We start from the raw sequence: 21,192 nt of genomic DNA on the forward strand, positions 1-21,192 counted from the left end.
TCGGAAAAGATCGCCGGGATCACCCCGCCCAGAAGGCATGCCTACCATGCGAAATGGGAAGGTTACGGAAAGTGATGATCGGCGGGCCTCCGCACCTCGCCAGAGAAGACGCCCGAAAGACGCCGGAGGTCCTACGGAGGAAACGAGAGGGAAACGTGCCGACGTGATGATGGCAACACGTGTTCTCCGATTTCTCGCATTTTCCGCCAGGAGGCCCGACCGATGCGCCAGCTGACCGCGCTCGACGCGCAGTTCCTTCACGCCGAGTCGGCGACCACGGCTGCCCACGTCGCGGGACTGGCCATCCTCGACCCCGCCTGCTCCAGCCTCGGGACCGTCACCCGCGAGTGCCTGGTCCGGCTGCTGCGCGAGCGGCTGCACCTGGCCCCGGCGCTGAGGCTGCGCCTGGCCACCGTGCCGTTCGGCCTCGACCGGCCGTACTGGACCGAAGACCCCGAGCTCGACGTCGCCGGCCACGTCCACGAGGTGACCCTCGCCGGCCCCGGCGACGACGCCCAGCTCGCCGAGAAGGTGGCCAGGATCCACGAACGCCATCTCGACCGGGACCGCCCGCTGTGGGAGATGCACCTCATCCAGGGCCTGACCGGAGGCCGCGTCGCCCTGTACGCCAAGGTCCACCACTGCGCCATCGACGGGGTGTCGGGGGCGGAGCTGCTCGCGGCGCTGCTGGACCTCACGCCCGAACCCCGTGCCGTCGAGCGGCCCGCGCCCGGACCCCGGACCACCGCCCCCGGCCTGGCCGGCATGCTCGCCGGCGCCGTGGCCAGGACGGTGCTCCAGCCCGCCAGGACGCTGTACTCGCTGGGCCGCATGGCGGCCGAGCTCGACACGATGCCGCTGACCTCGGCGCTGCCCGGCGCCCGGCAGGTGGCCGCCGCCACCCGGCTGATCGCGGGAAGGGAGACCGAGCCGCCCGAGCCGCCCATGCTGACCGCGCCGCGCACCCCGTTCAACGGCCCGATCGGCGCCGAGCGGCGCTTCTCCTACGGGTCGATCCCGCTCGCGGACGTCAAGCGGGTGGCCAGGAGCGCGGGGGCCAGCGTCAACGACGTGGTCATGACGCTGTGCGCCTCGGCGCTGCGCGCGTGGCTGCGCGAGCGCGACGCGCTGCCCGACCGGCCGCTGATCGCCGCGGTCCCGGTCGCGGTCCGCACCGCGAGCGCGCGGGAGGTGGTCGGCAACCAGATCTCCGTCATGGTCACCCCGATCCCGACCGACCTGGCCTGTCCCCGCGAGCGCCTGCGCGTCATGGCGGGCACGATGCTCAGCGCCAAGCGGCGCTTCGCCGGCGCCCCCACGGCCTGGCTGGGCGAGCTGTCGTCGATGCTGCCCTCGGCCGTCACCGCGCTGGCGACCTCCGCGGTGTTCCGGCTGGCCTCGATCGTGCTGCCGCCGATCAACCTGATCGTCTCGAACGTGCCGGGGCCGCAGCTCCCGCTGTACCTGTGCGGGGCCAGGGTGCTCGCCTACCACCCCATGTCGGTGCTCACCGACGTGAGCGGCGGGGTCAACATCACCTGCTTCTCCTACGACGGCTCGCTCGACTTCGGCATCCTGTCCTGCCCGGACCGGGTGGCCGACGTGTGGCGGCTCATGGGCCACCTGCGGGAGGCCATGGACGAGCTGATGGAGCAGGTCGAGCCGCCCCCGGCCGGGCGGATCGACCCGGCGGGACCGCCCGTGCCGGCCAGGGAGATGGCACCCGTCTGAGAGCGGGGGCGCCACCCGGAGAAGGGCGGGAGGGGGCGGGGGTGCTTCCCGGAGAAGGGCCGGACGGGGGGCGGGGACGCCTCCTGGAGAATCACCGCCGATGTCCCGCAACCGCGCGATTGGTCAAGAAATAGAGTTGGCCCATGAGCTTTTCTGAGCTGAACCTGTTCCCTCTCTGCCTCGGTGGCAACGTATTCGGCTGGACCGCCGACCGGGACGACTCGTTCGCCGTCCTGGACGCCTACGCCGAGGCGGGCGGAAACCTCGTCGACACCGCGGACGTCTACTCCGCGTGGGCTCCCGGGCACGCCGGCGGGGAGTCGGAGACCGTGATCGGCGAGTGGATGGCCTCTCGCCGCAACCGCGACCGGATCGTGGTGGCGACCAAAGTGGGCTCGCTGAGCGGTCGCACCGGGCTGTCGGCGGCCAACATCCGCGCGGCGGCCGAGGACTCGCTCCGGCGGCTCCGCACGGACTACATCGACCTGTACTGGGCCCACGTCGACGACGCGGCCACCCCCCTGGAGGAGACCCTCGGCGCGTTCGACGAGCTGGTCACCGAGGGCAAGGTACGCAACATCGGCGCCTCCAACTACAGCGCCGAACGGCTCGCGGAGGCGCTGTCGATCTCCGAGGAGGCCGGCCTGGCGCGGTACGGGGTGCTGCAGCAGCACTACAACCTGCTCGAGCGTGACTACGAGGGGGCGCTGCGCGACGTGGTGGTCGAGGCGGGGCTGACCAGCACCCCGTACTTCGGCCTGGCCTGCGGCTTCCTGACCGGCAAGTACCGGCCGGGGACCACGGTGGACAGCCCGCGCGCGGGCCAGGCGGCGAGATACCTGGAGACGGAGCGCGGCCCGCGGGTGCTCGACGCCCTGGACAAGGTGGCCGCCTCCCACGGCGCCGTGCCGGCCACCGTCGCGCTCGCCTGGCTGGCCGCCCAGCCCACGGTGGCCGCGCCGATCGCCAGCGCCCGCAACGTCGAGCAGCTCCGGCCGCTGCTCGCGGTCGCCGACATGACGCTGTCGCGGGACGAGCTGGCCCTGCTGGACGAGGCCTCCCGCTAGGGACGGCCGGAGCCCGCCGGGCGCGCATGACGACGGGGCCCGGCCGCGACGCGGCCGGGCCCCGGGTCCCCGCACTTCCGCACACGGTTCGTACGGGGGGTCACAGTACGGGGGGGCACAGTAGGGGTTTAGTGCGGGGTGGCCTTCTCGGCACCGATGCCGGTGAGCGAGCGGACCTCGATCTCCGCGTACTTCTCCGCGCTGTACTCCTTGCTGAGGCGGGCACCGATGAACCCGGCCAGGAAGCCGATCGGGATCGAGACGATGCCGGGGTTGCTCAGCGGGAACCAGGCGAAGTTCGCGTCGGGGAACAGCGCGGTGGCGCTGCCCGAGACGACCGGCGAGAAGATCACCAGGACCAGCGCGGAGACCAGGCCTCCGTAGATGGCCGAGACCGCGCCCGCCGTGTTGAACTTCTTCCAGAACAGGCTGTAGAGGATCGCGGGCAGGTTGCCCGAGGCCGCCACGGCGAAGGCGAGCGCGACCAGGAAGGCCACGTTCTGCCCCTGGGCGAGGATGCCGAGCCCGATGGCGACCGCGCCGATGACGAAGGCCGAGATCCTGGCGACCAGGACCTCCTCCTTGTCGGTGACGTTGCCGCGCTTGAACACGTGCGCGTACAGGTCGTGGGCGAAGGAGGAGCTCGACGCCAGCGTCAGGCCGGCGACGACCGCCAGGATCGTGGCGAAGGCGACCGCCGCGATGATGGCCAGCAGGACGGTGCCGCCCACGTCGCCGAAGATGGCCTTGCCGACCGCCTCGGCGAGCATCGGCGCCGCCGTGTTGCCCGCCTTGTCCTGCGCCACGATCGCCTTGCCGCCGACCAGGGCCGCCGCGCCGAAGCCGAGCACGAGGGTGAGCAGGTAGAAGGTGCCGATGATGCCGATGCCCCAAAGGACCGACTTGCGGGCCTCCCTCGCGGTGGGGACCGTGTAGAAGCGGATCAGGATGTGCGGCAGGCCGGCGGTGCCGAGGACCAGCGCCAGGCCCAGGCTGATCAGGTCGATCTTGCCCGCGAGGCCCTGCGCCTCGGTGCCGTACTTCAGGCCCGGCTCCAGGAAGGCCGCGCCCTTGCCGCTCTGGGTGGCGGCCTCGCCGAGCAGGCCCGACAGGTTGAAGCCGTAGTGGCCGAGCACCAGCAGGGTGACCAGGGTCGCGCCGCCCATGAGCAGCACGGCCTTGACGATCTGCACCCAGGTGGTGCCCTTCATGCCGCCGACGACCACGTAGACGATCATCAGGATGCCGACGCCGACGATCGTGAGCGCCTTGCCCGTCGGCGAGGTGACGCCGAGCAGCAGGCCGACCAGCGCGCCCGCGCCGACCATCTGGGCCAGCAGGTAGAAGATCGACACCGTGATGGTGGAGACGCCCGCCGCCGTGCGGACCGGGCGGGGGCTCATCCGGAAGGCCAGCACGTCGGCCATGGTGAACTTGCCGGAGTTACGCATCAGCTCGGCGACCAGCAGCAGCGCCACCAGCCAGGCGACCAGGAAGCCGATCGAGTACAGGAAGCCGTCGTAGCCCGACAGGGCGATGATTCCGGCGATGCCCAGGAAGCTCGCGGCCGACATGTAGTCGCCGCCGATGGCGAGGCCGTTCTGCACGCCGCTGAAGGACCGGCCACCGGCGTAGTAGTCGGTGGCGTCCTTGGTGTTGCGGCTGGCCCAGAAGGTGATGCCCAGCGTTCCCGCGACGAAGAGCAGGAACAGGATCGTGGAGAGGGTCTGGTGGCTCATTCGGTCTTCCCCTCGACTCCGTGGCGGATCTCGTCGGCCAGCGGGTCAAGCTTCTTCTCGGCGAAACGGGAGTAGGCCCAGGCGATGCCGAACGTCGACACGAACTGGAGCAGACCGAAGATCAGCGCCACGTTGATGTTGCCGAAAAGCTTCGTGCCCATGAAGTCGCGCCCCCAGGCGGACAGGACGACGTACAGCAGGTACCAGGCGAGGAACGCCGCGGTCATCGGGAACGCCCAGGCCCGGAAACGCCTCTTCAACTCCTGGAATCGTGCGTCGGTCTGAATTTCTTCGTAGACCGACGAATCATGTTGCCTGGCGGTCACAGGACCTCCCAAAATGTGATCTGGATCACGGACAACGTAGGGGTGGACGCTACCCCTGGAGGAGACCCGCACGCGCTCTCTTCGCCGAGGCGCCGCCGCGTCGCGTTCAGTTGGACCGGGCTTGCGGTGAAAGGTCCGTCTCGTACGACGAACGGTTCCCGCAGGAGCCCGATCTCACCACGGCCCGCCCCGCAGGGCGTAAACGCCGGCACAGCAGACCGTCAGGCCGACCACCGCCAGCAGCAGGCGGTAGTCGACGAGCGACACCAGCACGGCGCCGCCGAGCAGGGACAGCAGCTGGGTGAACCCGGTGAGCGACTCCAGGGCGGTGGAGACCCGGCCGACGAGGTGAGCCGGGCTGCGGCGCTGCACCAGGGTCGTCCTGGCCACCCCCTCCAGGGTCAGCCCGGCGCCCGCCACCATCATCGCCCCCAGCACGACCGTCTCCGCGGGGATCACCCAGCACAGGACCGCCACGCCGTACAGGCCGATGCCCGTGCCGATCGCGAACAGCTCGCCCCGGCGCGCGATCACCGTGGAGCTGCGCAGCCCCCCGGCGATCGCGCCGAGGCCCATCACGGTCGAGGTGAACGCGGTGAACTCCGGCGATCTGGCGAGACCGTGCTCGATGACCGCGAAGATCAGCGATTCGGCGGCCCCTGCCACCGAGCACATCAGGCAGAGCGCCACGGTCGCGCGGCGCAGCGTCGGTTCGGCGGAGAGGTAGCGGGCCCCGGCCCAGAACTCCTCGCGCCAGCGCCCCGAAGGGGCCGGCGAGACGCGCGCAAGGGGCTCCGGCGCGGGGAGCATCGCGAAGACCCCCGCGGCGACCAGGAAAGTGATCATGTCGAACAGCACGAGCGCCCCGAGCCCGAAGGTGGTGTAGACGGCCACGCCCAGCAGCGGCCCGAACAGGCGCAGTCCCTGCCGGGTGGTCTGCAGGGCCCCGTTGGCCTCGGCCAGCAGGTGCTCGGGCAGGATGGCCTTGAGCAGCCCGCCGAGCGCGGAGAAGATCACCGCGTACGAGCAGCCCATGGCCGCGGACACCGGGTAGATCAGCCAGACCGTGTCCGGCCCGGTGACCGCGACCAGCGGGGCGAGCGAGACGCCCGACAGCACGCAGGTGACGATCAGGAGCCTCCTGCGGTCCACCCGGTCGATCAGGTATCCGAAGAGGGGCGAGAAGCACAGGGGCAGGATGAAGAAGAACAGGGTCAGCCCGGCCGCGGCGTCGGAGCCGGTGAGACTCTTGGCCAGGATCCCGGGTACCAGCAGCAGCGAGGCGTCGCCCAGCAGGCTGACGGCCATCCCGAAGTAGACGAGCCGGAACCGGGGCCGGCGCAGGACCTCCGGCATCACCGCTGACCGGCGCACCGGTGTGCCGGCCGGCTCCCGCGCGGCACGGCGGCGGGCCGAGGCTCCGACCGGCTCCCGCGCGGCACGGCGGGCCGAGGTGCCACCCGGCTCCCGGGTAGCACGGCAGGGGCGTCACCGACCTCGGCGAGCGCCTCATCACCGGAACCGGCGAGTAACAAACCTAGTCAGAACAACCGAAATATCGGCCCATAAGCGTCATTCCGTCACAGCTCGCCGGAGCCGTCAAGAGGACCGGGGCCGCCAGTCACCCCGGTCCAGATTGAGGATCTCGGGGGTGTGCAGGCGCACCATCGTGCGCGCCACGTTCGGCGGGATGCGCCCCGGCGTCAGCAACGAGACAACCACCATGACGAGGAAGGCGATCGGCACCGTCCACGCGGCGGGCTGGGCCAGCAGAGCACCGACCAGGCCGGTGTGCGGCCCCCCGCCGATCGTCATCAGCACCGCACCGCAGGCCAGGCCGCCACCGGCGAGCAGCCCGGCCATCGCGCCGGCGGGGGTGAGCCGCCGCCACCAGATGCCCAGCACCAGCAACGGGCAGAAGGAGGAGGCCGCCACCGCGAACGCCAGGCCGACGACGTCGGCGACCGGCAGCGAGCGGGCGAAGGCCGCCAGCCCCAGCGGAACGATCACCGCCAGCACCGCCGCCGCCCGGAACGACCGCACCCCGCCCTTGAGGATGTCCTGCCCGATGACCCCGGCGACCGAGACCGTCAGCCCCGAGGAGGTCGACAAAAACGCCGCGAACGCCCCGGCCGTCACCAGCGCCGTCAGCAGATCCCCGGCCACGCCGCCGATCAGCCGCCCCGGCAGCGACAGGACCACCGTGTCACTGCCCTCCAGCTCAGGGACGTAGATCCGGCCCAGCGCGCCGTACACCGCCGGCAGCAGGTAGAAGGCGCCGAGCAGCGACAGGACCACCAGCGTCGTACGGCGCGCCGCCCGGCCGTCGGGATTGGTGTAGAAGCGGACCAGCACGTGCGGCAGCCCCATCGTGCCCAAAAACGTGGCCAGGATCAGCGAGTAGGTCGAGTAGAGGCCGTACTCCCTGCCGGTCGACAGCGGCAGCGCCCACGTGGCCGCGTCCTGCGCGCTCAGCCCCGGCGAGCCGCCGTCGCGCCACGCCAGCAGCAGGAACACCAGCGGCACGGCCAGGGCGGTGAGCTTCAGCCAGTACTGGAAGGCCTGCACGAACGTGATCGACCGCATGCCGCCGGACATGACGTTCACCGCGACCACGGCCGCCACCAGCAGGCCCCCCGCCCATTCGGGAGCCCCGGTGATGGCCCGCAGGACCAGGCCCGCGCTCTGGAACTGCGGCATCAGGTACAGCCAGCCGATCAGCACGACCAGCACCCCGGCCATCCGCCGCACCGCCATCGACTCCAGCCGCGCCTCGGCGAAGTCGGGCAGCGTGTACGCGCCCGAGCGGCGCAGCGGCGCGGAGACCAGCACCAGCAGCACCAGATAGCCGCCCGTCCAGCCGACCGGCAGCCACAGCATGTCGGCGCCGTAGGTGAGGATCAGCCCGGCGATGCCCAGGAAACTCGCGGCCGACAGGTACTCCCCGCCGATGGCGGAGGCGTTCCACAACGGGGAGACCGTGCGGGAGGCGACGTAGAAGTCGGAGGTGGTCCGCGACAGCCTGATCCCGAACGCGCCGATCAGCACCGCCGCCAGCACCACCAGCACGACCGCCGTCACACCGTACGCGGTGCTCATCCGACGCCTCCCCCGACGTCCCCCATGCCGCCTCCCCTGCCGTCGCCCCTGCCGTCCTCTTTGACGCCTCCCGTGACGTCTCCCGCCGCGGAGACCTCAGGTTCCGGCCGGAAGATCTCGGGCTCCGGCCCCGGGACGGTCCGTCGCCTGGTCAACGGGCCCTGTCCACCAGTTCGGCGAAGTGCCGCTCGTTGCGTTCCGCCTGCCGGACATAGAGCCAGGCGCCGACCACGAACGCCGGGTAGATCAGACCGCCCAGCACCGCCCAGGGCAGCGGGATCCCCAGTACGTGGACCGCGTGCAGCTCCGGCACCAGCAGGAACATCAGGGGCAGCCCCGCCACCACGCACCCCAGCACCGTGCAGACGAACAGGGCCAGGCGGAACTGGGTACGGACCAGCGAGCGCATGTACACCTCGCCCAGACGGGTCTGCTCGTCGATCTCGCGGGTGACCGGGTACCGGGGGTGGCGAGGCGCCATCGTGCGGGGGCTGGTCACCACCTCGCGCCGCGGACGCTCATCCCTGCGCGACCGCTCGGCATCCCTGCGCGACCGGTCGGCGTCCCTGCGCGTCCGCTCGGCGTCCTTACGCGTCCGCTCGGCATCCCTGCGCGACCGGTCGGCGATCCACCGGCGCGGCTCGGCCCCCTCACCGGGCTCGGGGTCACGGCTCATTCGGACCTGCCCCTGCGCGCCCTGCGAACCAGGAGGTCGCGCAGCTCGCGGGTGTGGCGGCGGCTGACCGGGATCTCGGTCTCGCCGATGCGGACCACGCACCGGCCCGAGTCGATGTGCAGCTCGTCGATGTGCTTGACCGCGACCAGATGGCTGCGATGCACCCGTACGAACCCCGCGGAGGCCCAGCGCTCCTCCAGCGTGGCCAGCGAGATGCGCACGAGGTGGCTGCCCCCCGCGGTGTGCAGGCGGGCGTAGTCGCCCTGCGCCTCCACGTACCGGACCTCGGTACTGGCCACGAACCGGGTGACACCGCCGAGCTCCACCGGAATGGTGTCGGGGTCGGCGCGGCCCGCCCCCTCGCTCTCCGGCAGCTCCGCGGAGACGAACACCCTGCGGATCGCCTCGGCCAGCCGCTCCGGCCGTACCGGCTTGAGCAGATAGTCCTCGGCCTTGATCTCGAAGGCGTCGACCGCGTGCTCCTCGTAGGCCGTCACGAAGACCACCCGCGGCGGGTTGGCGAACTGCGAGAGCAACCGGCCGAGCACCACCCCGTCCAGGCCGCGCATCCGGATGTCGAGGAAGACCGCGTCGATCGGCCGCCCGTCGGCGATCGCCCGATCCAGGACGCGCAGCGCGGCGGCCCCGTCCCTGGCCAGGGAGACCTCTTCGATACGGGGGTCGTCCCGGAGCAGGTAGGCCAGGTCCTCCAGCGCGGGAAGCTCGTCGTCCACCGCAAGGACGCGCAGGCCGGTCACGGTCACTCCTCCAGATCGTTCACGAGGGAATTTCTAGAGGGTGATGAATCAGACATCGCCTGTCAACTTTTCGGTAGGGGAAGGTCCGGGCCAGGCGTGGGCTCAACGGGCGGAGACACCCGGATGGTACTTGGGCAGGCGGACGCTGACCTTCGTTCCCGCCCCCTTGGCCGTCTCCGCCACCAGGCCGTACTCGTCACCGTAGACCTGGCGCAACCGCTCGTCCACGTTGACCAGCCCCACTCCCCCGGCCCCCGAGCGCTCGTCGGCGTCACCGGCCAGGATGCGGCGCAGGCGGTCGGGCTCCATGCCGACGCCGTCGTCCTCCACGCTGATCCGGCACTCGGCCCCGGCGTCCTCGGCGACGATCGAGATGCGCCCGACCCCGGGCTTGCTCTCCAGCCCGTGCTGGACCGCGTTCTCCACCAGGGGCTGCAGGCACAGGAACGGCACCGCGACCGCGAGCACCTCGGGGGCGATGCGCAGCGTCACCTGGAGCTGATCGCCGAAGCGGGCCCGCTCCAAGGTGAGGTAGCGGTCGATGGAACGCAGCTCCTCCGCCAGCGTGGTGAACTCCCCGTGCCGCCGGAAGGAGTACCGGGTGAAGTCGGCGAACTCCAGCAGCAACTCGCGGGACCGGTCGGGGTCGGAACGGACGAAGCTGGCGATGGTCGTCAACGAGTTGTAGATGAAGTGCGGGGAGATCTGCGCGCGCAGCGCCCGGACCTCGGCCTCCATCAGACGCGTTCTCGACCGGTCCAGCTCGGCCAGCTCCAGCTGCGAGTCGACCCAGTTCGCGACCTCGTGGGCGGCCCTGACCAGACCCGCCGAGGCGTGCCCGCCGTACGAGGCGAGGGAGCCCACCACCCTGCCGTCGGTGGTGAGCGGCACCACCACGGCGAACCTGATCGGGCACTCGGGAAGCTCGCACGAGACGACCTCGGGGCCCAGGACCCGGGTCCGGCCCCCGGCGAGCGTCTTGGCGGCGTGGGCGAACGCCTCGCGGGCGTGATGGTCGCCCTCGCCGTCGTAGACCAGCAGCCGCTCCTCGTCCGTGATCGCCAGCGCCGGGGAGCCCAGCAGCTCCCGAAGATAGCGGGACGCCTTCTGCGCCCCCGCCTCGGTCAGCCCCGCCCGCAGCGGCGGCGCGGCCAGGGAGGCGGTGTGCAGGGTCTCGAACGTGGCCCGCTCCGCAGGGCTGCTGCCCAGCTCCCTGCGCCCGCGCAGCACCCGCCACAGCACCAGGGCGGGTACGCCGACCAGGGCGGCGACCAGCAACACGGCAACGAGGGGTTCCACGCTCCGGACCTTATACGCCCGGCCACGCCCGCGCCTCACCCATCGGGATCACACCCTCCCTCCACATCGGAACAGGGTTGAACAGGATCTTCCATGCGGTACGAGGTGAGCACCCGGCCCGACCCCTTTACGTTGTAGATCAAGATGATGCGCCGCCCTTCCGGCCGCGCGGGTCCGCCCGCCGCCTTCCCCGCGGCCGGAGACGGCCGGACGCTCATCGCCGAGCACCGCCGAGCACCGCCGAGCCCCGCCGAGCCCCATGCCCGCCTGGCAGCCGGTGCGGGAACGCGCGCGGGGCGGCTCTCAGGGCCGCTCGGTCCCCGCCGGCAGTGCCTCGCGGATGCGGCGGGCGTAGGACTCGGCCTCGGCGGGGTCCTCGTATTTCGTACGGGGCCAGAAGAAGCCGCGCAGGCCGTCCTTGCGGTTGCGGGGAACGATGTGGGTGTGCAGGTGCGGGACGCTCTGGCTGATCCGGTTGTTCATCGCGACGAACGTACCGGCCGCCTCCAGGCCCCGCTCGACGGCGGCGGAGAGGGCGCGGACGCGCTCGAAGAACGGGCCGACCATCGCGACCGGCAGGTCGGCCAGCGTCTCGGCGTGGGTCCGCGGGACCACGAGGACGTGGCCCTTGAAGACCGGCCGCGTGTCCAGGAAGGCGGCGGCCACGCCGTCGGAGAGGACGACGTGGGCCGGTCGCTCCCCGGCCGCGATGGCACAGAACAGACAGCCCTCACCTGGCACCACTTCGGAAACCGGCATCACGTCAGGATAGGAGACGCCGGGCGGCCCGCACGATCCCCCGGCGGCGCCGGAGCGGGACCGTCTCGTCAAGGCGTCACCGGGCATCGGCGGGCATCGCCGGGGGTCACCCGGTGTCACCGAGCGTCACTGGGCGTCACTGGGCGTCACTGGGCGTCACCAGCCGAGCTTGGCCGCGCCCGAGATGAGGGACCTCGCGATGACCATCCGCTGGATGTCGTTGGTGCCCTCGCCGATGGCCATCAGGGGCGCGTCCCGGTAGAGGCGTTCGAGGACGAACTCCTGCGAGTAGCCGTAGCCACCGTGGATCCGCATCGCCTCCGTGGTGGCGCGCAGCGCGACCTCGGAGGCGAAGTACTTGGCCATCGCGGCCTCGGAGTTCACCGCGCCGCTCTCGGAGCGGACCGCCGCCCAGTAGGTCAGCAGCCGGGCCGCCTGGATGTCGGTGGCCATGTCGGCGAGCTTGAGCTGGATGGCCTGGAAACCGGCGATCGGCTGCCCGAAGGCGTGGCGCTCGCGCGAGTAGCTCAGCGCGGCGTCGTAGGCGCACTGGGACAGGCCGACCGCGCGGGCGGCGATGTTGATCCGGCCGAGCTCCAGGGCCGACAGGGCCTGCTGCATGCCCCGCCCCTCGGTCCCGCCGAGCAGCGCCGACACCGGGACGCGCACGTCCTGCAGCACGATCTCACAGGTCTCGGTGCCCTTGTAACCGAGCTTGGGCAGGTCGCGGCTGACGGTGTACCCGGGGGTTCCGGCCTCGACGAGGAGCAGGGACATGCCGCGGTGCGCGGGGTCGGTGACGGAGGTCTTGACCAGGACGGGCATCGGATCGGCGTGCCTGGCGTTGGTGATCCACGTCTTGGTGCCGTTGATCACGTAGTGGTCGCCGTCGCGTACGGCCCGCGTCTGGATGCCCTGCAGGTCGGTGCCCGCCGCGGGCTCGGTCAGCGCGATGCCGGTACGGCGGGCGCCGGTGGCCAGGGCCGGCAGGTAGGCGTCCTTCTGCTCCTCGGTGCCGTACCTGGCGATCATCCAGGCGGCCAGGGAGTGCGAGCCGAGCACCCCGGCCACGCCCATCCATCCGCGGGCGATCTCCTCGAAGACCAGGGCGAACGACACCCGGTCCAGGGCGAGCCCGCCGTACTCCTCGGGGATCGTGATCCCGAACAGCCCCATCTCCTTGAAGCCCTCGACGATCTCCGTGGGGTAGCGGCCGGCCCGTTCCCACTCGGAGGCGACCGGCACGATCTCCTTGTCGACGAACTCCCGCAGGGTCCGGCGGAACAGCTGCTGCTCCTCGTCGAGCTCGAAGTCCATCACGGGGTCCTTTCCGCGAAGCGGTCCTCAGGGGGTGGGCGGGCCGGTCCGGGCTCGCCGGAGGGGCACGGCCGTCAGGGGGTGAGCGGACCGGTCCTGGCCCGTGGGAAGTAATTCTTGTCCTGCGGCGCGTCGCGGCGGTAGACCATCACCGCGCGGCGCCAGGACATGACCTCGTCGCCGTCCTGGTTGAGGCCGCGGGTCTTGCAGGTGACGATCCCGGCGTAGGGCCGCGACCGCGACTCCCGCTTGTCCAGCACGATCGACTCCGCGTACAGGGTGTCGCCCAGGAAGACCGGGTGGGTCAGCCTGATCTCGTCCCAGCCGAGGTTCATCAGGGCGGTCTGGCTGACGTCGATCACCGAGATGCCGAGCACGATCGCCACGGACAGGCCGGAGTTGACGATGATCTTCCCGACCGGGGCGCGCTCGGCGAAGTGGGCGTTGAAGTGGTTCTGGTTGGTGTTCATCGTCAGCAGGGTGAACCAGGTGTTGTCGGCCTCGCTGATCGTGCGGCCGAGCGGGTGCTGGTAGACGTCGCCGACGACGAAGTCCTCGTAGTACCGGCCGAGGCCGGGTTCGTGCACGGTCACGGTCTCTCCCCTGGACGCCGGGACCTCGACGCTAATCGTCCGGTGTTTCGGCGGTCAACGACCTGCTCCGTGCCGTTTCCGGGTAGGCCTACACGGCCGGGTCGGCGGGGCTAGCATTCACGCTGATCGAGATGCCGAGATGCCGAGATCGCGAGAAGAGGCCCCGTGGAGCAGATTCCCTACGACGAGTGGCGCGTGAGTGCCGTCGATCCCGCCTTCAGCGAGTGGATGCGCTCTCTGAGCGAGCCGGAGTGGACGGCGGTGGTGAGCCACCCGTTCGCCGCCTCGATCACCCGGGGTGACGTCCCCGACGACGACATGCGCCGCTACCTGGTCCAGGACTTCCAGTTCGTCGACTCCTTCACCGCCCTGCTCGGGGCGGCCGTGGCCTGCGCGGACAGCTTCGAGTCGCGGGTGCCGTTCGGCCAGTTCCTGGGCGAGATCGCCACCACCGAGGAGCTGACGTACTTCCACCGGGCCCTCGCCGCCCTCGGCGCCACCCCCGCCGAGATGACCTCCCCGGAGCTGGAGCCGGTCACGGTGGACTTCCGCGCCCTGATGGACGAGGCCAGGACCAGCCTGGACTACCCGCTCGTCCTGGCGGTGCTGTGCGTGGCCGAATGGTCCTATCTCGGCTGGGCCTCCCGCGCCGAGGAGCCGCTTCCCGACAACTTCGTGCACCGCGAGTGGATCGAGCTGCACGAGGGCCCGGCCTTCCGCGCCTGGGTGCACTTCCTGCGCGACGAGCTGGACCGGCTGGGTCCCGGGCTGGACGAGGAGGGGCGGCTGCGCGTGCTCGACTTCTTCCGCCGCGCCGTACGGCTGGAGCTGCGCTTCTTCGACATGGCCGCCGGTTCCTGACCCCTCGCCCCCGAACCGGGCACGCCGGGCGGTCGCCCGCCTCCGCCTCCGGGGTGGGACCCTTCAGTCCTGGTCCCGCTCGGGGGCGGGGGCGGGTGCCTGGCCCTGGTAGACGCCTCCGGCGCCCACCTGGGCGGCGTGGACCTCCTCGTCAGGGGCGTACAGGCGGATCTGGACGCCGTCGGGGTCGGCGAAGCCCATCGCGTGACCCGCCGAGGCCCGGAAGACCGGGCTGTGCGGGACGCCGAGACGGTCGAGGCGGGCGACCCAGTCGTCGAGCCCCTCACGGGTGACCTGGAGCGCGAAGGGGTCGGCGTCGAAGAGCACCCTGGCCAGGTCGGGGTTCTCACGCAGCGCGATCTGGAAGGCCGCGCCGGGGACCGTGAAGCTCATGCCCCTGATCACGCCGTCCTCGTCCTGGAAGCTGGTGTGGTGCTCCAGCCCCAGGACCCGTTCGTACCAGGAACGGCTCCGCTCCAGGTCGCTCACCCAGATCTTGAGGTGGTGCACACCGGTCAGTACGGCGTTCAACTCGTCTCCTCAGGGTGCCTGCGTCGTCGTGACTCCTCAGGGTGCCTGCGTCGTCGTGACGGTCGTGGTGAAACGGTGCTCGCAGAATCTCTCCCGCGCCTGCGTCCGGCTGAGACCGCGCTCGGACTCCTCCCGGTCGAGCCCCTCGAAGCTGTCGAAGCCGAGCCTGGCCACGGCCCTGGCCTCGGTGCCGGGCGCTAGGCGGGCCGTGAAGACGATCCGCCCCCGGTGCGGGAGGTGGCTTCCGGCGGCACACCAGACGCCGTCGGAGCGCTCGCGGCAGCGCAGGACGGAGATCCGCGCGCCGGCGCCGTCGAGCAGCACCGCCCGGGTGGGGCCCCGCGCGCCCTCGGGGAAGCGGCCCCCCACCCAGAAGGCGCCCCAGTAGGGGGCGAAGGAGGGGGTCCAGATCATGGAGTAGTCGAGGGTGTAGGAGACCCGGCCCTGCGAATCGGGGCGCGGCGCGGCCCCGGCCGTCAGCTCGATGCCGATCAGCGGCTCGCCCTGGCACTTCCTGGCGGCGGTGACACAACTGGCCTGGGCCTGCGGCAGCGGGGACAGGGCGGCCGCGATGAGGGCGAGGCCCGCGGCGACCCCGAGAGCACGGCGCATGAGACCTCCTGTGTCCTGCCCCGAGAATCGTGTCCTGCCCGAGGACATCGTGTCCTGCCCGAGAACGCTACATGCGCGCGGTCCCGCGCGCGTCCGAGATCAGCATAGTTCGCCCTTCCGGGCCGCAAACGGATACCTGGCGGGGACATCGGTCGCGGGAAGGCCCGGGTGGGCGGAGAGGAGGGGGTCCGCCGCCCACCCGGAAACGGTCAGATTACCCCGACAGACATGAGTTTGGCTCGCTTGCGCGCACAGGCATCGGCCGGATCTCCGGTGACCTCCCCGTTCCACCGGCGCCCGGTCAGCGTTCGCCGGGACCGGGAAGGGGGTCGTCCTCCTCCTTCGCCTCGTCCCTGGGCTCGGCGTACGGCTCGCTCTCGGGCGGATGGCCTCCGGCGATCTGGCGTTCCCGCATGAGCTCGGCGTCGAACTCGGCGCCCAGCAGGATCGCCATGTTGGACAGCCACAGCCAGATCAGGAACACCGCGACGGCGCCGAGCGTGCCGTAGGTCTTGTCGTAGGAGCCGAAGTTGGCGACGTAGGCCGCGAACCCGGCGGAGACGACGACCCAGAGCAGCACCGCCAGCAGCCCGCCGGGGCTGATCCAGCGGAATCCCGGCTGGCGGACGTTGGGCGCGGCCCAGTAGAGCAGCATCACCAGGCCCGCGGCGATCAGCACCAGGACCGGCCACTTGGCGTACCCCCAGACGGTGACCGCGGTCTGCCCGACTCCCAGGGCCTCGCCCGCCAGCTCGGCGAGCCTTCCCGTGAAGGTGACGGCCACCGCCGCGGCGGCCATCAGGACGACGACCACCAGCGTCAGCCCGACCCTGAGCGGGGTCAGCTTCCACAGGGGGCGTCCCTCCCGGATGTCGTAGATCGCGTTTCCGGCCCTGACGAAGGCGGCGATGTAGCCGGAGGCCGACCAGAGCGCCACCAGCAGGCCGACGATCGCCAGGAGACCCCTCGTGCCGCCGCTGCCGCGCACCTGGTCGACCTGGTCCTTCACCAGTTGCGTGACGTCGCCGGGGGCGAGCGCCGCGACCTGGACCAGGATCGTGGAGATCACGTCCTGGCCGACCAGTCCGAGCACGGACACCAGCACGATCAAACCGGGGAAGATAGACAGCACCGCGTAGTAGGTGAGGGCCGCGGCCCAGTCGGGCAGGCCGTCCCGCTGGAACTCCAGGACGGTCCGTCTGAGGACCCCCCACCATGCCCTCCTGGGCAGTTCCGAGGGAGTCTCGGGGACAAGGGCGAGCCGCCCCCGCGAATCGCCGGGGGCGGCCCTGCCGGTGCTGCCGGTCATCTACTTCTTCTTGCCTCGCCGCAGCACGCGGAGGACGACCAGGACGAGCGCGGCGATCGCCGCGATCGTCACCACCGGGCGCTTGCCCGCCTCGGTCGTGACCCTGTTCGCCGCGTCCTTGATCTCGACGGGAGTCACTTCCTTGACCCGGCCGACGACCTCGGGGGCCGCCTCCCTCACCCGCCCGACCATCTCGGGAGCGGCCACCTTGACCCGCTCCACCATCTCGGTGGCCGTGGTGGCGGTCGCCGCCCCCGCCTTGCGCAGGTCGTCGCCCACCTGAGCGGCGGTCTCCTGCAAGCGGCCCTTGACGTCGGTCTTGTGCACCAGTGCCTCCACTGTGTCGCCCAGTTCGCGGCGGGCGTCCTCGATGTCCCGCCGCACGTTCTCCGTGTCGTTCCCGTCGTCTCCGACGGTCTTGCCGCCCCCTGCCGCGCCGCCGCCGGTGGCACCGGTGTTGGCGTACGGGGTGGTCGTCGCCGCGGTGTCCGGGGCGGCGGCGGCGAGCGCCGCGCCCTCCGGAAGCCTGGGCGTGCCGTCACGCTCGGACTCGGTGACGCCGAGGTCCTCGCGGGGCGTGCCGTCCGGCTGGTTCGGCGGGATGTTCAGCGATCCGCTCTCGTCCGGCGTCACCGGCTCGTCGACGCCCTTCCTGCGGGATCCGGTGGTTCCGGCCACGGCCTGGGGCCGCTCGGGTCCGCCCGGGTCTGTCTCAGTCATCGGTGCGCCCTCTCTTTCACCGCGTCGATGTCGTCCTTGACGCTCTCGATGGTCCGTTCGGGGGTCGGCGGGGCGGCCTCGGCGACCTGGCGCTTGCCGAAGAACCCGAGCGCGCCGGCCACGACCAGCAGCACCCCGCCCACGAGCGCGGCCGCCGCCCACGGGGGCATGACCCGCGCGAGAAGCAGGATCACCGCGGCGACCAGGGCACCGGCCCCGAACAGGGCCACCACTCCCGCCCCGCCGAACAACCCCACGCCGATTCCCGCGTGCTTGCCCTTCTCCGTCAGCTCGGCCTTGGCCAGGCGCAGCTCGTCCTTGACGAGACGCGAGACCTGCTCCGACATCTGCCGGATCAGCTCGGACGTCGGCAGTGATTCCTTGGTGTTGGTCATGGGCTGCCTCCTCCCCTACAGGAAAGGACGTCTACCCTCTCCTCCCCCGGCAAACATGGGTCTGGCTGCGATGATCACAGGGGGACGCGGGTGCTCACCGGCGGCACCCGGGGCATCGGCCGCGGCGGGACCGGGCGTTCCTGGAGCGCGGGACACGTCGATCACGCCTCACGGCCGGGACTACGCCATGATCGTAGGGAGGCCCGCGTGTCCCAGTGGTGGAAAAGTAGAGGTACGGGCGAAGATGAGCCTCTTGGGATGGTGCGTGGCACGATGAGCGCGATCAGAAAGGCGGCACGCTAGAGATGGCACAGATCGTCGGCGGCGGAAGCCCGGTCAACGACGCCGAGCGACGGGTCATCGCGCATCTGCGAGACAACGCCCCGGACGATTGGCTGCTGCTGCACAACATCGAGGTGCCCCGCGGGGACGACACCTTCGAGGTGGACGTGATCGTCCTGACCGGTCACTCGCTCTGCGTCATCGACGTCAAGGGCACCCGCGGCCGGATCGAGGTCGCGGGAACCCGCTGGTTCCCGCAGCGGCGGGAGGCGTTCGGCTCCCCCGTCGCCAAGCTGCGCGGCAACGGGCGCGCGCTCAAGGGCCTGCTCACCCAGGAGCGCCGCGAGCTGGACCGGGTCTACGTCGACAGCCTCGTGGTGCTCACCGGGACCGACGCGGAGCTGGTCGACCCCGCCGGCCGCGACTCGCGGCACGTCACCGACCTCGCCGGGCTGATCGGCACGCTGGGCGACGCCTCCCGCGTCAGGCGCGGCCACACCACCGACACCGCGCCGTACGGCACCGCGATCATCGAGGCGCTCAACGGGAGCGTGCGGCGCTCCACGGCGCCGCCGCGCTTCGGCAGCTGGGTGGTGGAGGAACAGCTGGGCGGCGACAACCGGGTCACCGAGTACCGCGCGATCAACGCGACGGTCCCGGGCAGCGAGACGGTCCTGCTGCGCGTCTACCGGGCCGACCCGCTGGCCGAGGAGGAACCGAGGGCGGCCGAGCGACGGCTGATCACCAACGCCTACCAGGCCCTCACCAGGATTCCCCCGCACCCGTGCGTGGTGCGGGCCCGCGACTTCTTCGCCATCGACGACGAGAGCCGGTTCGTGCTGGTCCTCGACGACGTGCACGGCCAGGCGCTGCACCTGCACCTCACCGCCCCCACCTCCACGCTCTCCACCGCCGCCCGGCTGGACGTGGTGGAGGACATGCTTCTGGGCCTGGCCCACGTGCACGCCAACAACGTGATCCACCGGGCGCTCAGCCCCGCGTGCGTGCTGGTGACCGAGGAGGGCCGGGCCATGCTCACCGGGTTCGACTACGCCAAGCCGGGCCCCCGCGCGCACACCGTGGCCAACGAGCTGCCCAACGTCCTCGACACCCATTACGCGGCCCCCGAGTGCCAGGCCATGCCGGAGCGGATGACGGCGGCCTCCGACGTGTACGCGGCCGGGGTGATCGCCTTCCGGCTGCTTACTGGGAGGCTTCCCCCGGTCACCCCCGACGCCGAGCCCGCCTCCGGCGAGGCGCCGGTGGAGGTCCCCGTGGAGGTCATGGACCTGCTGCGGCGGATGCGCGACCACGCGACGAACAAGCGTCCCGGCGCGGCCGAGGCTCTGGCCGACCTGCGGCGGATACGGCGGCCCCGCCCGCCGGAGCCCGCCGTGGCGGACCTTCGGACCCAGGACCTTCGGCCGCGGCACCTCGGCCACCCTCAGGTTCCGGCCCTTCGGGAGGTCGTCCCCGAGTTCCCCGGCGTCCCTGAGATCCCTGAGATTCCCGAGATTCCCGCCACGGCGGGCGCCGTCGTGGCGGACACCGGACGGCCGGAGGATCGCGGGCCGGAACACCACCCGCGGGAGGCCGGCCCGCAGGCACCCGCGCGGTACGAGGACGAGCACCGGAAGGGCCTACCGGCACCGGAGCCGCTGCTCGACAGGCTCAGGACGAGATTCCGGCGTATCACCGGAAAACAGCCGTAAAGATTCACCATAGAAAAGAGGCGAACCGGCCGACGGCCGTGCGGGGGCCGGGCCCTGGCCCTCGGCCGGGGCCCTGGCGCGCCGCCGGACGGCGGCGTCAGTGGCGGGTGCGGCCGCCCCGGAAGCGGGCGAGGAGCCCGCGCAGCTTCTGCTGGTTACGCGGGTCGCGGGCCAACGTCTTGGCCTTCTCCATGTGCCGCTGTCCCTGCGGGGTGCGCAGATAGTTTCGAACCCGATCCATCAGCGATGCCATGGTGTCCTCCATCTGTCGGAAACCTCCGACTACCCGCTGAGACCGGTTCCAATCACCACGATCACCACGGCACCCGGCTCCCCGGGGCCGCACCGGGCTCCCCCGGGCTCCCCCGGGCTCCCCCGGGCTCCCCCGGGCTCCTCCGGGCCGCATCGGGCTCAGGAGTCGACGAAATCGTCGGGGACCATCACCCGCAGGCCATTGGGGACGGTGCGGATCATGATGGGGGTCATCAGGCGGACCTCGCCGTCGACGTCGGCGGCCATCGGCGGGTCGGTCTCCAGGTACATCTCGCGCCCCACCACGAAAGGGCCTCCCGCCAGGCTGCGCCAGCGGCCGCTGCCGGCGCGGACCATGGTCTCCAGCAGCAGGCGCAGGCGCTTGCCCGAGCCGAGCTGGTACGCGACCAGGCGGCCGTTGTCGATGCTGATGTCCCTGGCGACCTGCCAGCCGCCGTGGAAGCGGCCGTTGGCGATGTTGAGCTGGTGGGTGAGCAACTCGTGGCGGCGTCCGTCCACGGTGAGGAAGGCCCGGAACGGCTGGTGGCCCGGGAGGATCGTCAGGGCCGTGAGCGGGTAGGCCGCGCGACCGAGGAGACGCTTCACCCCGTGCCGCACCTTGCCCGCCACCTCCACGGAGACCCCGAAACTGGCCAGGTTGGCGAACTCGCGGTCTCCGGCGACGCCCAGGTCGATGTCGGCGACCTTCCCGGTGCGCAGGACCCGGATGGCTCCGGCGAGGTCGAGGGGGACGCCGAGGCTGCGGACGAAGTTGTTGGTGGTGCCCAGGGGCAGCACGCCCAGGGCGACGTCGCGGTGGGCGACGTGCTTGACGGCGGCGCTGAGCGTGCCGTCGCCGCCGCCCACGACGAGCAGGTCGGGCTCGTCGGCCAGGGCCTCCTCCAGGGTGGCGCGCAGGCGTTTGGTGTCGACCACCGGGAAGAAGCGGATCGAGTCGAACCCCTGGGCCCGCAGCGCGCGGACCACGGCGGGGTAGTGGCGCCGGCCCCGGCGCGAGCGCGTGTTGACGACCACGCAGACCCTGCCCTTGGTCCGGATGGCCTCGGTGTGCTCGGCCTTGCTTCGAAGCTCTCCCACGCTGCCCCTATCCGATCGGGTGGTTGCCCGTTCAAATGGTAGGGCCCCGCCGTCGG

Annotated in this window: 21 protein-coding genes; 4 read left to right on the top strand and 17 right to left on the bottom strand. The window is 71.5% G+C overall.

All coding sequences use genetic code 11. The features are described 5' to 3' along the window. Positions 1-222 precede the first annotated feature (222 nt). Both ACTOQ2_RS13520 and ACTOQ2_RS13525 read left to right on the top strand, forming a co-directional pair. Positions 223-1,731, top strand: a complete 1,509-nt coding sequence (locus tag ACTOQ2_RS13520; RefSeq protein WP_440099915.1) for a WS/DGAT/MGAT family O-acyltransferase — start codon at positions 223-225, stop codon at positions 1,729-1,731. A gap of 143 nt (positions 1,732-1,874) precedes the next feature. Further along, on the top strand, positions 1,875-2,798 hold the full coding sequence (locus ACTOQ2_RS13525; protein WP_440099916.1) for an aldo/keto reductase: 924 nt from the start codon (positions 1,875-1,877) through the stop codon (positions 2,796-2,798). A gap of 128 nt (positions 2,799-2,926) precedes the next feature. Here the strand turns inward: ACTOQ2_RS13525 and ACTOQ2_RS13530 are convergent, their stop codons facing one another. The 10 genes from ACTOQ2_RS13530 to ACTOQ2_RS13575 all read right to left on the bottom strand — a co-directional run bounded on the left by ACTOQ2_RS13530 (position 2,927) and on the right by ACTOQ2_RS13575 (position 13,364). After that, on the bottom strand, positions 2,927-4,537 hold the full coding sequence (locus ACTOQ2_RS13530) for a solute symporter family protein (protein WP_440099917.1): 1,611 nt from the start codon (positions 4,535-4,537) through the stop codon (positions 2,927-2,929). Beyond that, positions 4,534-4,863 (bottom strand): DUF485 domain-containing protein, encoded by a 330-nt coding sequence (locus ACTOQ2_RS13535; protein WP_440063628.1) that lies wholly within the window; start codon positions 4,861-4,863, stop codon positions 4,534-4,536. Before ACTOQ2_RS13535 ends, ACTOQ2_RS13530 begins: the two co-directional genes overlap by 4 nt. A gap of 174 nt (positions 4,864-5,037) precedes the next feature. Continuing rightward, positions 5,038-6,219, bottom strand: a complete 1,182-nt coding sequence (locus ACTOQ2_RS13540; protein WP_440099918.1) for an MFS transporter — start codon at positions 6,217-6,219, stop codon at positions 5,038-5,040. Positions 6,220-6,462: 243 nt separating this feature from the next. Continuing rightward, positions 6,463-7,962: a sodium/solute symporter gene (locus ACTOQ2_RS13545; RefSeq protein ID WP_440099919.1), complete on the bottom strand. Its 1,500-nt coding sequence runs from the start codon at positions 7,960-7,962 to the stop codon at positions 6,463-6,465. 151 nt (positions 7,963-8,113) lie between these two features. Continuing rightward, complete coding sequence (locus ACTOQ2_RS13550; protein ID WP_440099920.1) at positions 8,114-8,638, bottom strand: hypothetical protein; 525 nt, start codon at positions 8,636-8,638, stop codon at positions 8,114-8,116. Beyond that, a complete protein-coding gene (locus ACTOQ2_RS13555) occupies positions 8,635-9,396 on the bottom strand; it encodes a LytR/AlgR family response regulator transcription factor (RefSeq protein ID WP_440063634.1) in 762 nt (253 codons plus the stop codon). Before ACTOQ2_RS13555 ends, ACTOQ2_RS13550 begins: the two co-directional genes overlap by 4 nt. A gap of 102 nt (positions 9,397-9,498) precedes the next feature. Further along, positions 9,499-10,695, bottom strand: coding sequence for a sensor histidine kinase (locus ACTOQ2_RS13560; RefSeq protein WP_440063635.1), 1,197 nt, complete (start codon positions 10,693-10,695; stop codon positions 9,499-9,501). A 303-nt stretch (positions 10,696-10,998) separates the two neighbouring features. After that, a complete protein-coding gene (locus ACTOQ2_RS13565; protein WP_440099921.1) occupies positions 10,999-11,454 on the bottom strand; it encodes an HIT family protein in 456 nt (151 codons plus the stop codon). A 156-nt stretch (positions 11,455-11,610) separates the two neighbouring features. After that, positions 11,611-12,771, bottom strand: coding sequence for an acyl-CoA dehydrogenase family protein (locus ACTOQ2_RS13570; RefSeq protein ID WP_440099922.1), 1,161 nt, complete (start codon positions 12,769-12,771; stop codon positions 11,611-11,613). 74 nt (positions 12,772-12,845) lie between these two features. Then, the gene (locus ACTOQ2_RS13575; RefSeq protein ID WP_362693245.1) at positions 12,846-13,364 is read right to left on the bottom strand and encodes a MaoC family dehydratase; all 519 of its coding nucleotides are present in this window, start codon (positions 13,362-13,364) and stop codon (positions 12,846-12,848) included. 165 nt (positions 13,365-13,529) lie between these two features. Between ACTOQ2_RS13575 and ACTOQ2_RS13580 the strand changes: the two genes are divergently transcribed. Then, entirely contained in the window at positions 13,530-14,225 is a 696-nt protein-coding gene (locus tag ACTOQ2_RS13580) for a TenA family protein (RefSeq protein ID WP_440099923.1), read from the top strand. 63 nt (positions 14,226-14,288) lie between these two features. Here the strand turns inward: ACTOQ2_RS13580 and ACTOQ2_RS13585 are convergent, their stop codons facing one another. The 5 genes from ACTOQ2_RS13585 to ACTOQ2_RS13605 form a co-directional block, all read right to left on the bottom strand. Next, positions 14,289-14,756 carry a VOC family protein gene (locus ACTOQ2_RS13585; protein ID WP_440099924.1) on the bottom strand — a complete coding sequence of 156 codons (468 nt, stop codon included), beginning with the start codon at positions 14,754-14,756 and terminating at the stop codon, positions 14,289-14,291. Between the two features lie 36 nt (positions 14,757-14,792). Continuing rightward, the gene (locus tag ACTOQ2_RS13590; RefSeq protein ID WP_440099925.1) at positions 14,793-15,368 is read right to left on the bottom strand and encodes a hypothetical protein; all 576 of its coding nucleotides are present in this window, start codon (positions 15,366-15,368) and stop codon (positions 14,793-14,795) included. A gap of 301 nt (positions 15,369-15,669) precedes the next feature. Further along, positions 15,670-16,677, bottom strand: coding sequence for a YihY/virulence factor BrkB family protein (locus ACTOQ2_RS13595; RefSeq protein WP_440099926.1), 1,008 nt, complete (start codon positions 16,675-16,677; stop codon positions 15,670-15,672). Beyond that, complete coding sequence (locus tag ACTOQ2_RS13600; protein ID WP_440099927.1) at positions 16,678-17,397, bottom strand: DUF3618 domain-containing protein; 720 nt, start codon at positions 17,395-17,397, stop codon at positions 16,678-16,680. Further along, positions 17,394-17,792, bottom strand: coding sequence for a phage holin family protein (locus tag ACTOQ2_RS13605; protein ID WP_440099928.1), 399 nt, complete (start codon positions 17,790-17,792; stop codon positions 17,394-17,396). Before ACTOQ2_RS13605 ends, ACTOQ2_RS13600 begins: the two co-directional genes overlap by 4 nt. A gap of 305 nt (positions 17,793-18,097) precedes the next feature. Between ACTOQ2_RS13605 and mads6 the strand changes: the two genes are divergently transcribed. Then, positions 18,098-19,786 (top strand): methylation-associated defense system protein kinase MAD6, encoded by a 1,689-nt coding sequence (gene mads6 / locus ACTOQ2_RS13610; RefSeq protein WP_440099929.1) that lies wholly within the window; start codon positions 18,098-18,100, stop codon positions 19,784-19,786. 97 nt (positions 19,787-19,883) lie between these two features. On the opposite strand, the gene ACTOQ2_RS13615 is transcribed toward mads6, so the two are convergent. Continuing rightward, complete coding sequence (locus ACTOQ2_RS13615; protein WP_440099930.1) at positions 19,884-20,039, bottom strand: hypothetical protein; 156 nt, start codon at positions 20,037-20,039, stop codon at positions 19,884-19,886. 158 nt (positions 20,040-20,197) lie between these two features. Beyond that, positions 20,198-21,136 carry a diacylglycerol/lipid kinase family protein gene (locus ACTOQ2_RS13620; protein WP_440063651.1) on the bottom strand — a complete coding sequence of 313 codons (939 nt, stop codon included), beginning with the start codon at positions 21,134-21,136 and terminating at the stop codon, positions 20,198-20,200. Positions 21,137-21,192: the final 56 nt, after the last annotated feature.

It is taken from the genome of Streptosporangium sp. H16 (assembly GCF_051918855.1).
In the GTDB taxonomy this organism is placed as follows: Bacteria; Actinomycetota; Actinomycetes; order Streptosporangiales; family Streptosporangiaceae; genus Streptosporangium.

Coding starts and splice junctions, on each gene's coding strand:
- ACTOQ2_RS13520 (WP_440099915.1), top strand. CDS start 223: ATGCGCCAGCTGACCGCGCTCGACGCGCAGTTCCTTCACGCCGAGTCG.
- ACTOQ2_RS13525 (WP_440099916.1), top strand. CDS start 1,875: ATGAGCTTTTCTGAGCTGAACCTGTTCCCTCTCTGCCTCGGTGGCAAC.
- ACTOQ2_RS13530 (WP_440099917.1), bottom strand. CDS start 4,537: ATGAGCCACCAGACCCTCTCCACGATCCTGTTCCTGCTCTTCGTCGCG.
- ACTOQ2_RS13540 (WP_440099918.1), bottom strand. CDS start 6,219: ATGCCGGAGGTCCTGCGCCGGCCCCGGTTCCGGCTCGTCTACTTCGGG.
- ACTOQ2_RS13545 (WP_440099919.1), bottom strand. CDS start 7,962: ATGAGCACCGCGTACGGTGTGACGGCGGTCGTGCTGGTGGTGCTGGCG.
- ACTOQ2_RS13550 (WP_440099920.1), bottom strand. CDS start 8,638: ATGAGCCGTGACCCCGAGCCCGGTGAGGGGGCCGAGCCGCGCCGGTGG.
- ACTOQ2_RS13565 (WP_440099921.1), bottom strand. CDS start 11,454: ATGCCGGTTTCCGAAGTGGTGCCAGGTGAGGGCTGTCTGTTCTGTGCC.
- ACTOQ2_RS13570 (WP_440099922.1), bottom strand. CDS start 12,771: ATGGACTTCGAGCTCGACGAGGAGCAGCAGCTGTTCCGCCGGACCCTG.
- ACTOQ2_RS13590 (WP_440099925.1), bottom strand. CDS start 15,368: ATGCGCCGTGCTCTCGGGGTCGCCGCGGGCCTCGCCCTCATCGCGGCC.
- ACTOQ2_RS13595 (WP_440099926.1), bottom strand. CDS start 16,677: ATGACCGGCAGCACCGGCAGGGCCGCCCCCGGCGATTCGCGGGGGCGG.
- ACTOQ2_RS13600 (WP_440099927.1), bottom strand. CDS start 17,397: ATGACTGAGACAGACCCGGGCGGACCCGAGCGGCCCCAGGCCGTGGCC.
- ACTOQ2_RS13605 (WP_440099928.1), bottom strand. CDS start 17,792: ATGACCAACACCAAGGAATCACTGCCGACGTCCGAGCTGATCCGGCAG.
- mads6 (WP_440099929.1), top strand. CDS start 18,098: ATGGCACAGATCGTCGGCGGCGGAAGCCCGGTCAACGACGCCGAGCGA.
- ACTOQ2_RS13615 (WP_440099930.1), bottom strand. CDS start 20,039: ATGGCATCGCTGATGGATCGGGTTCGAAACTATCTGCGCACCCCGCAG.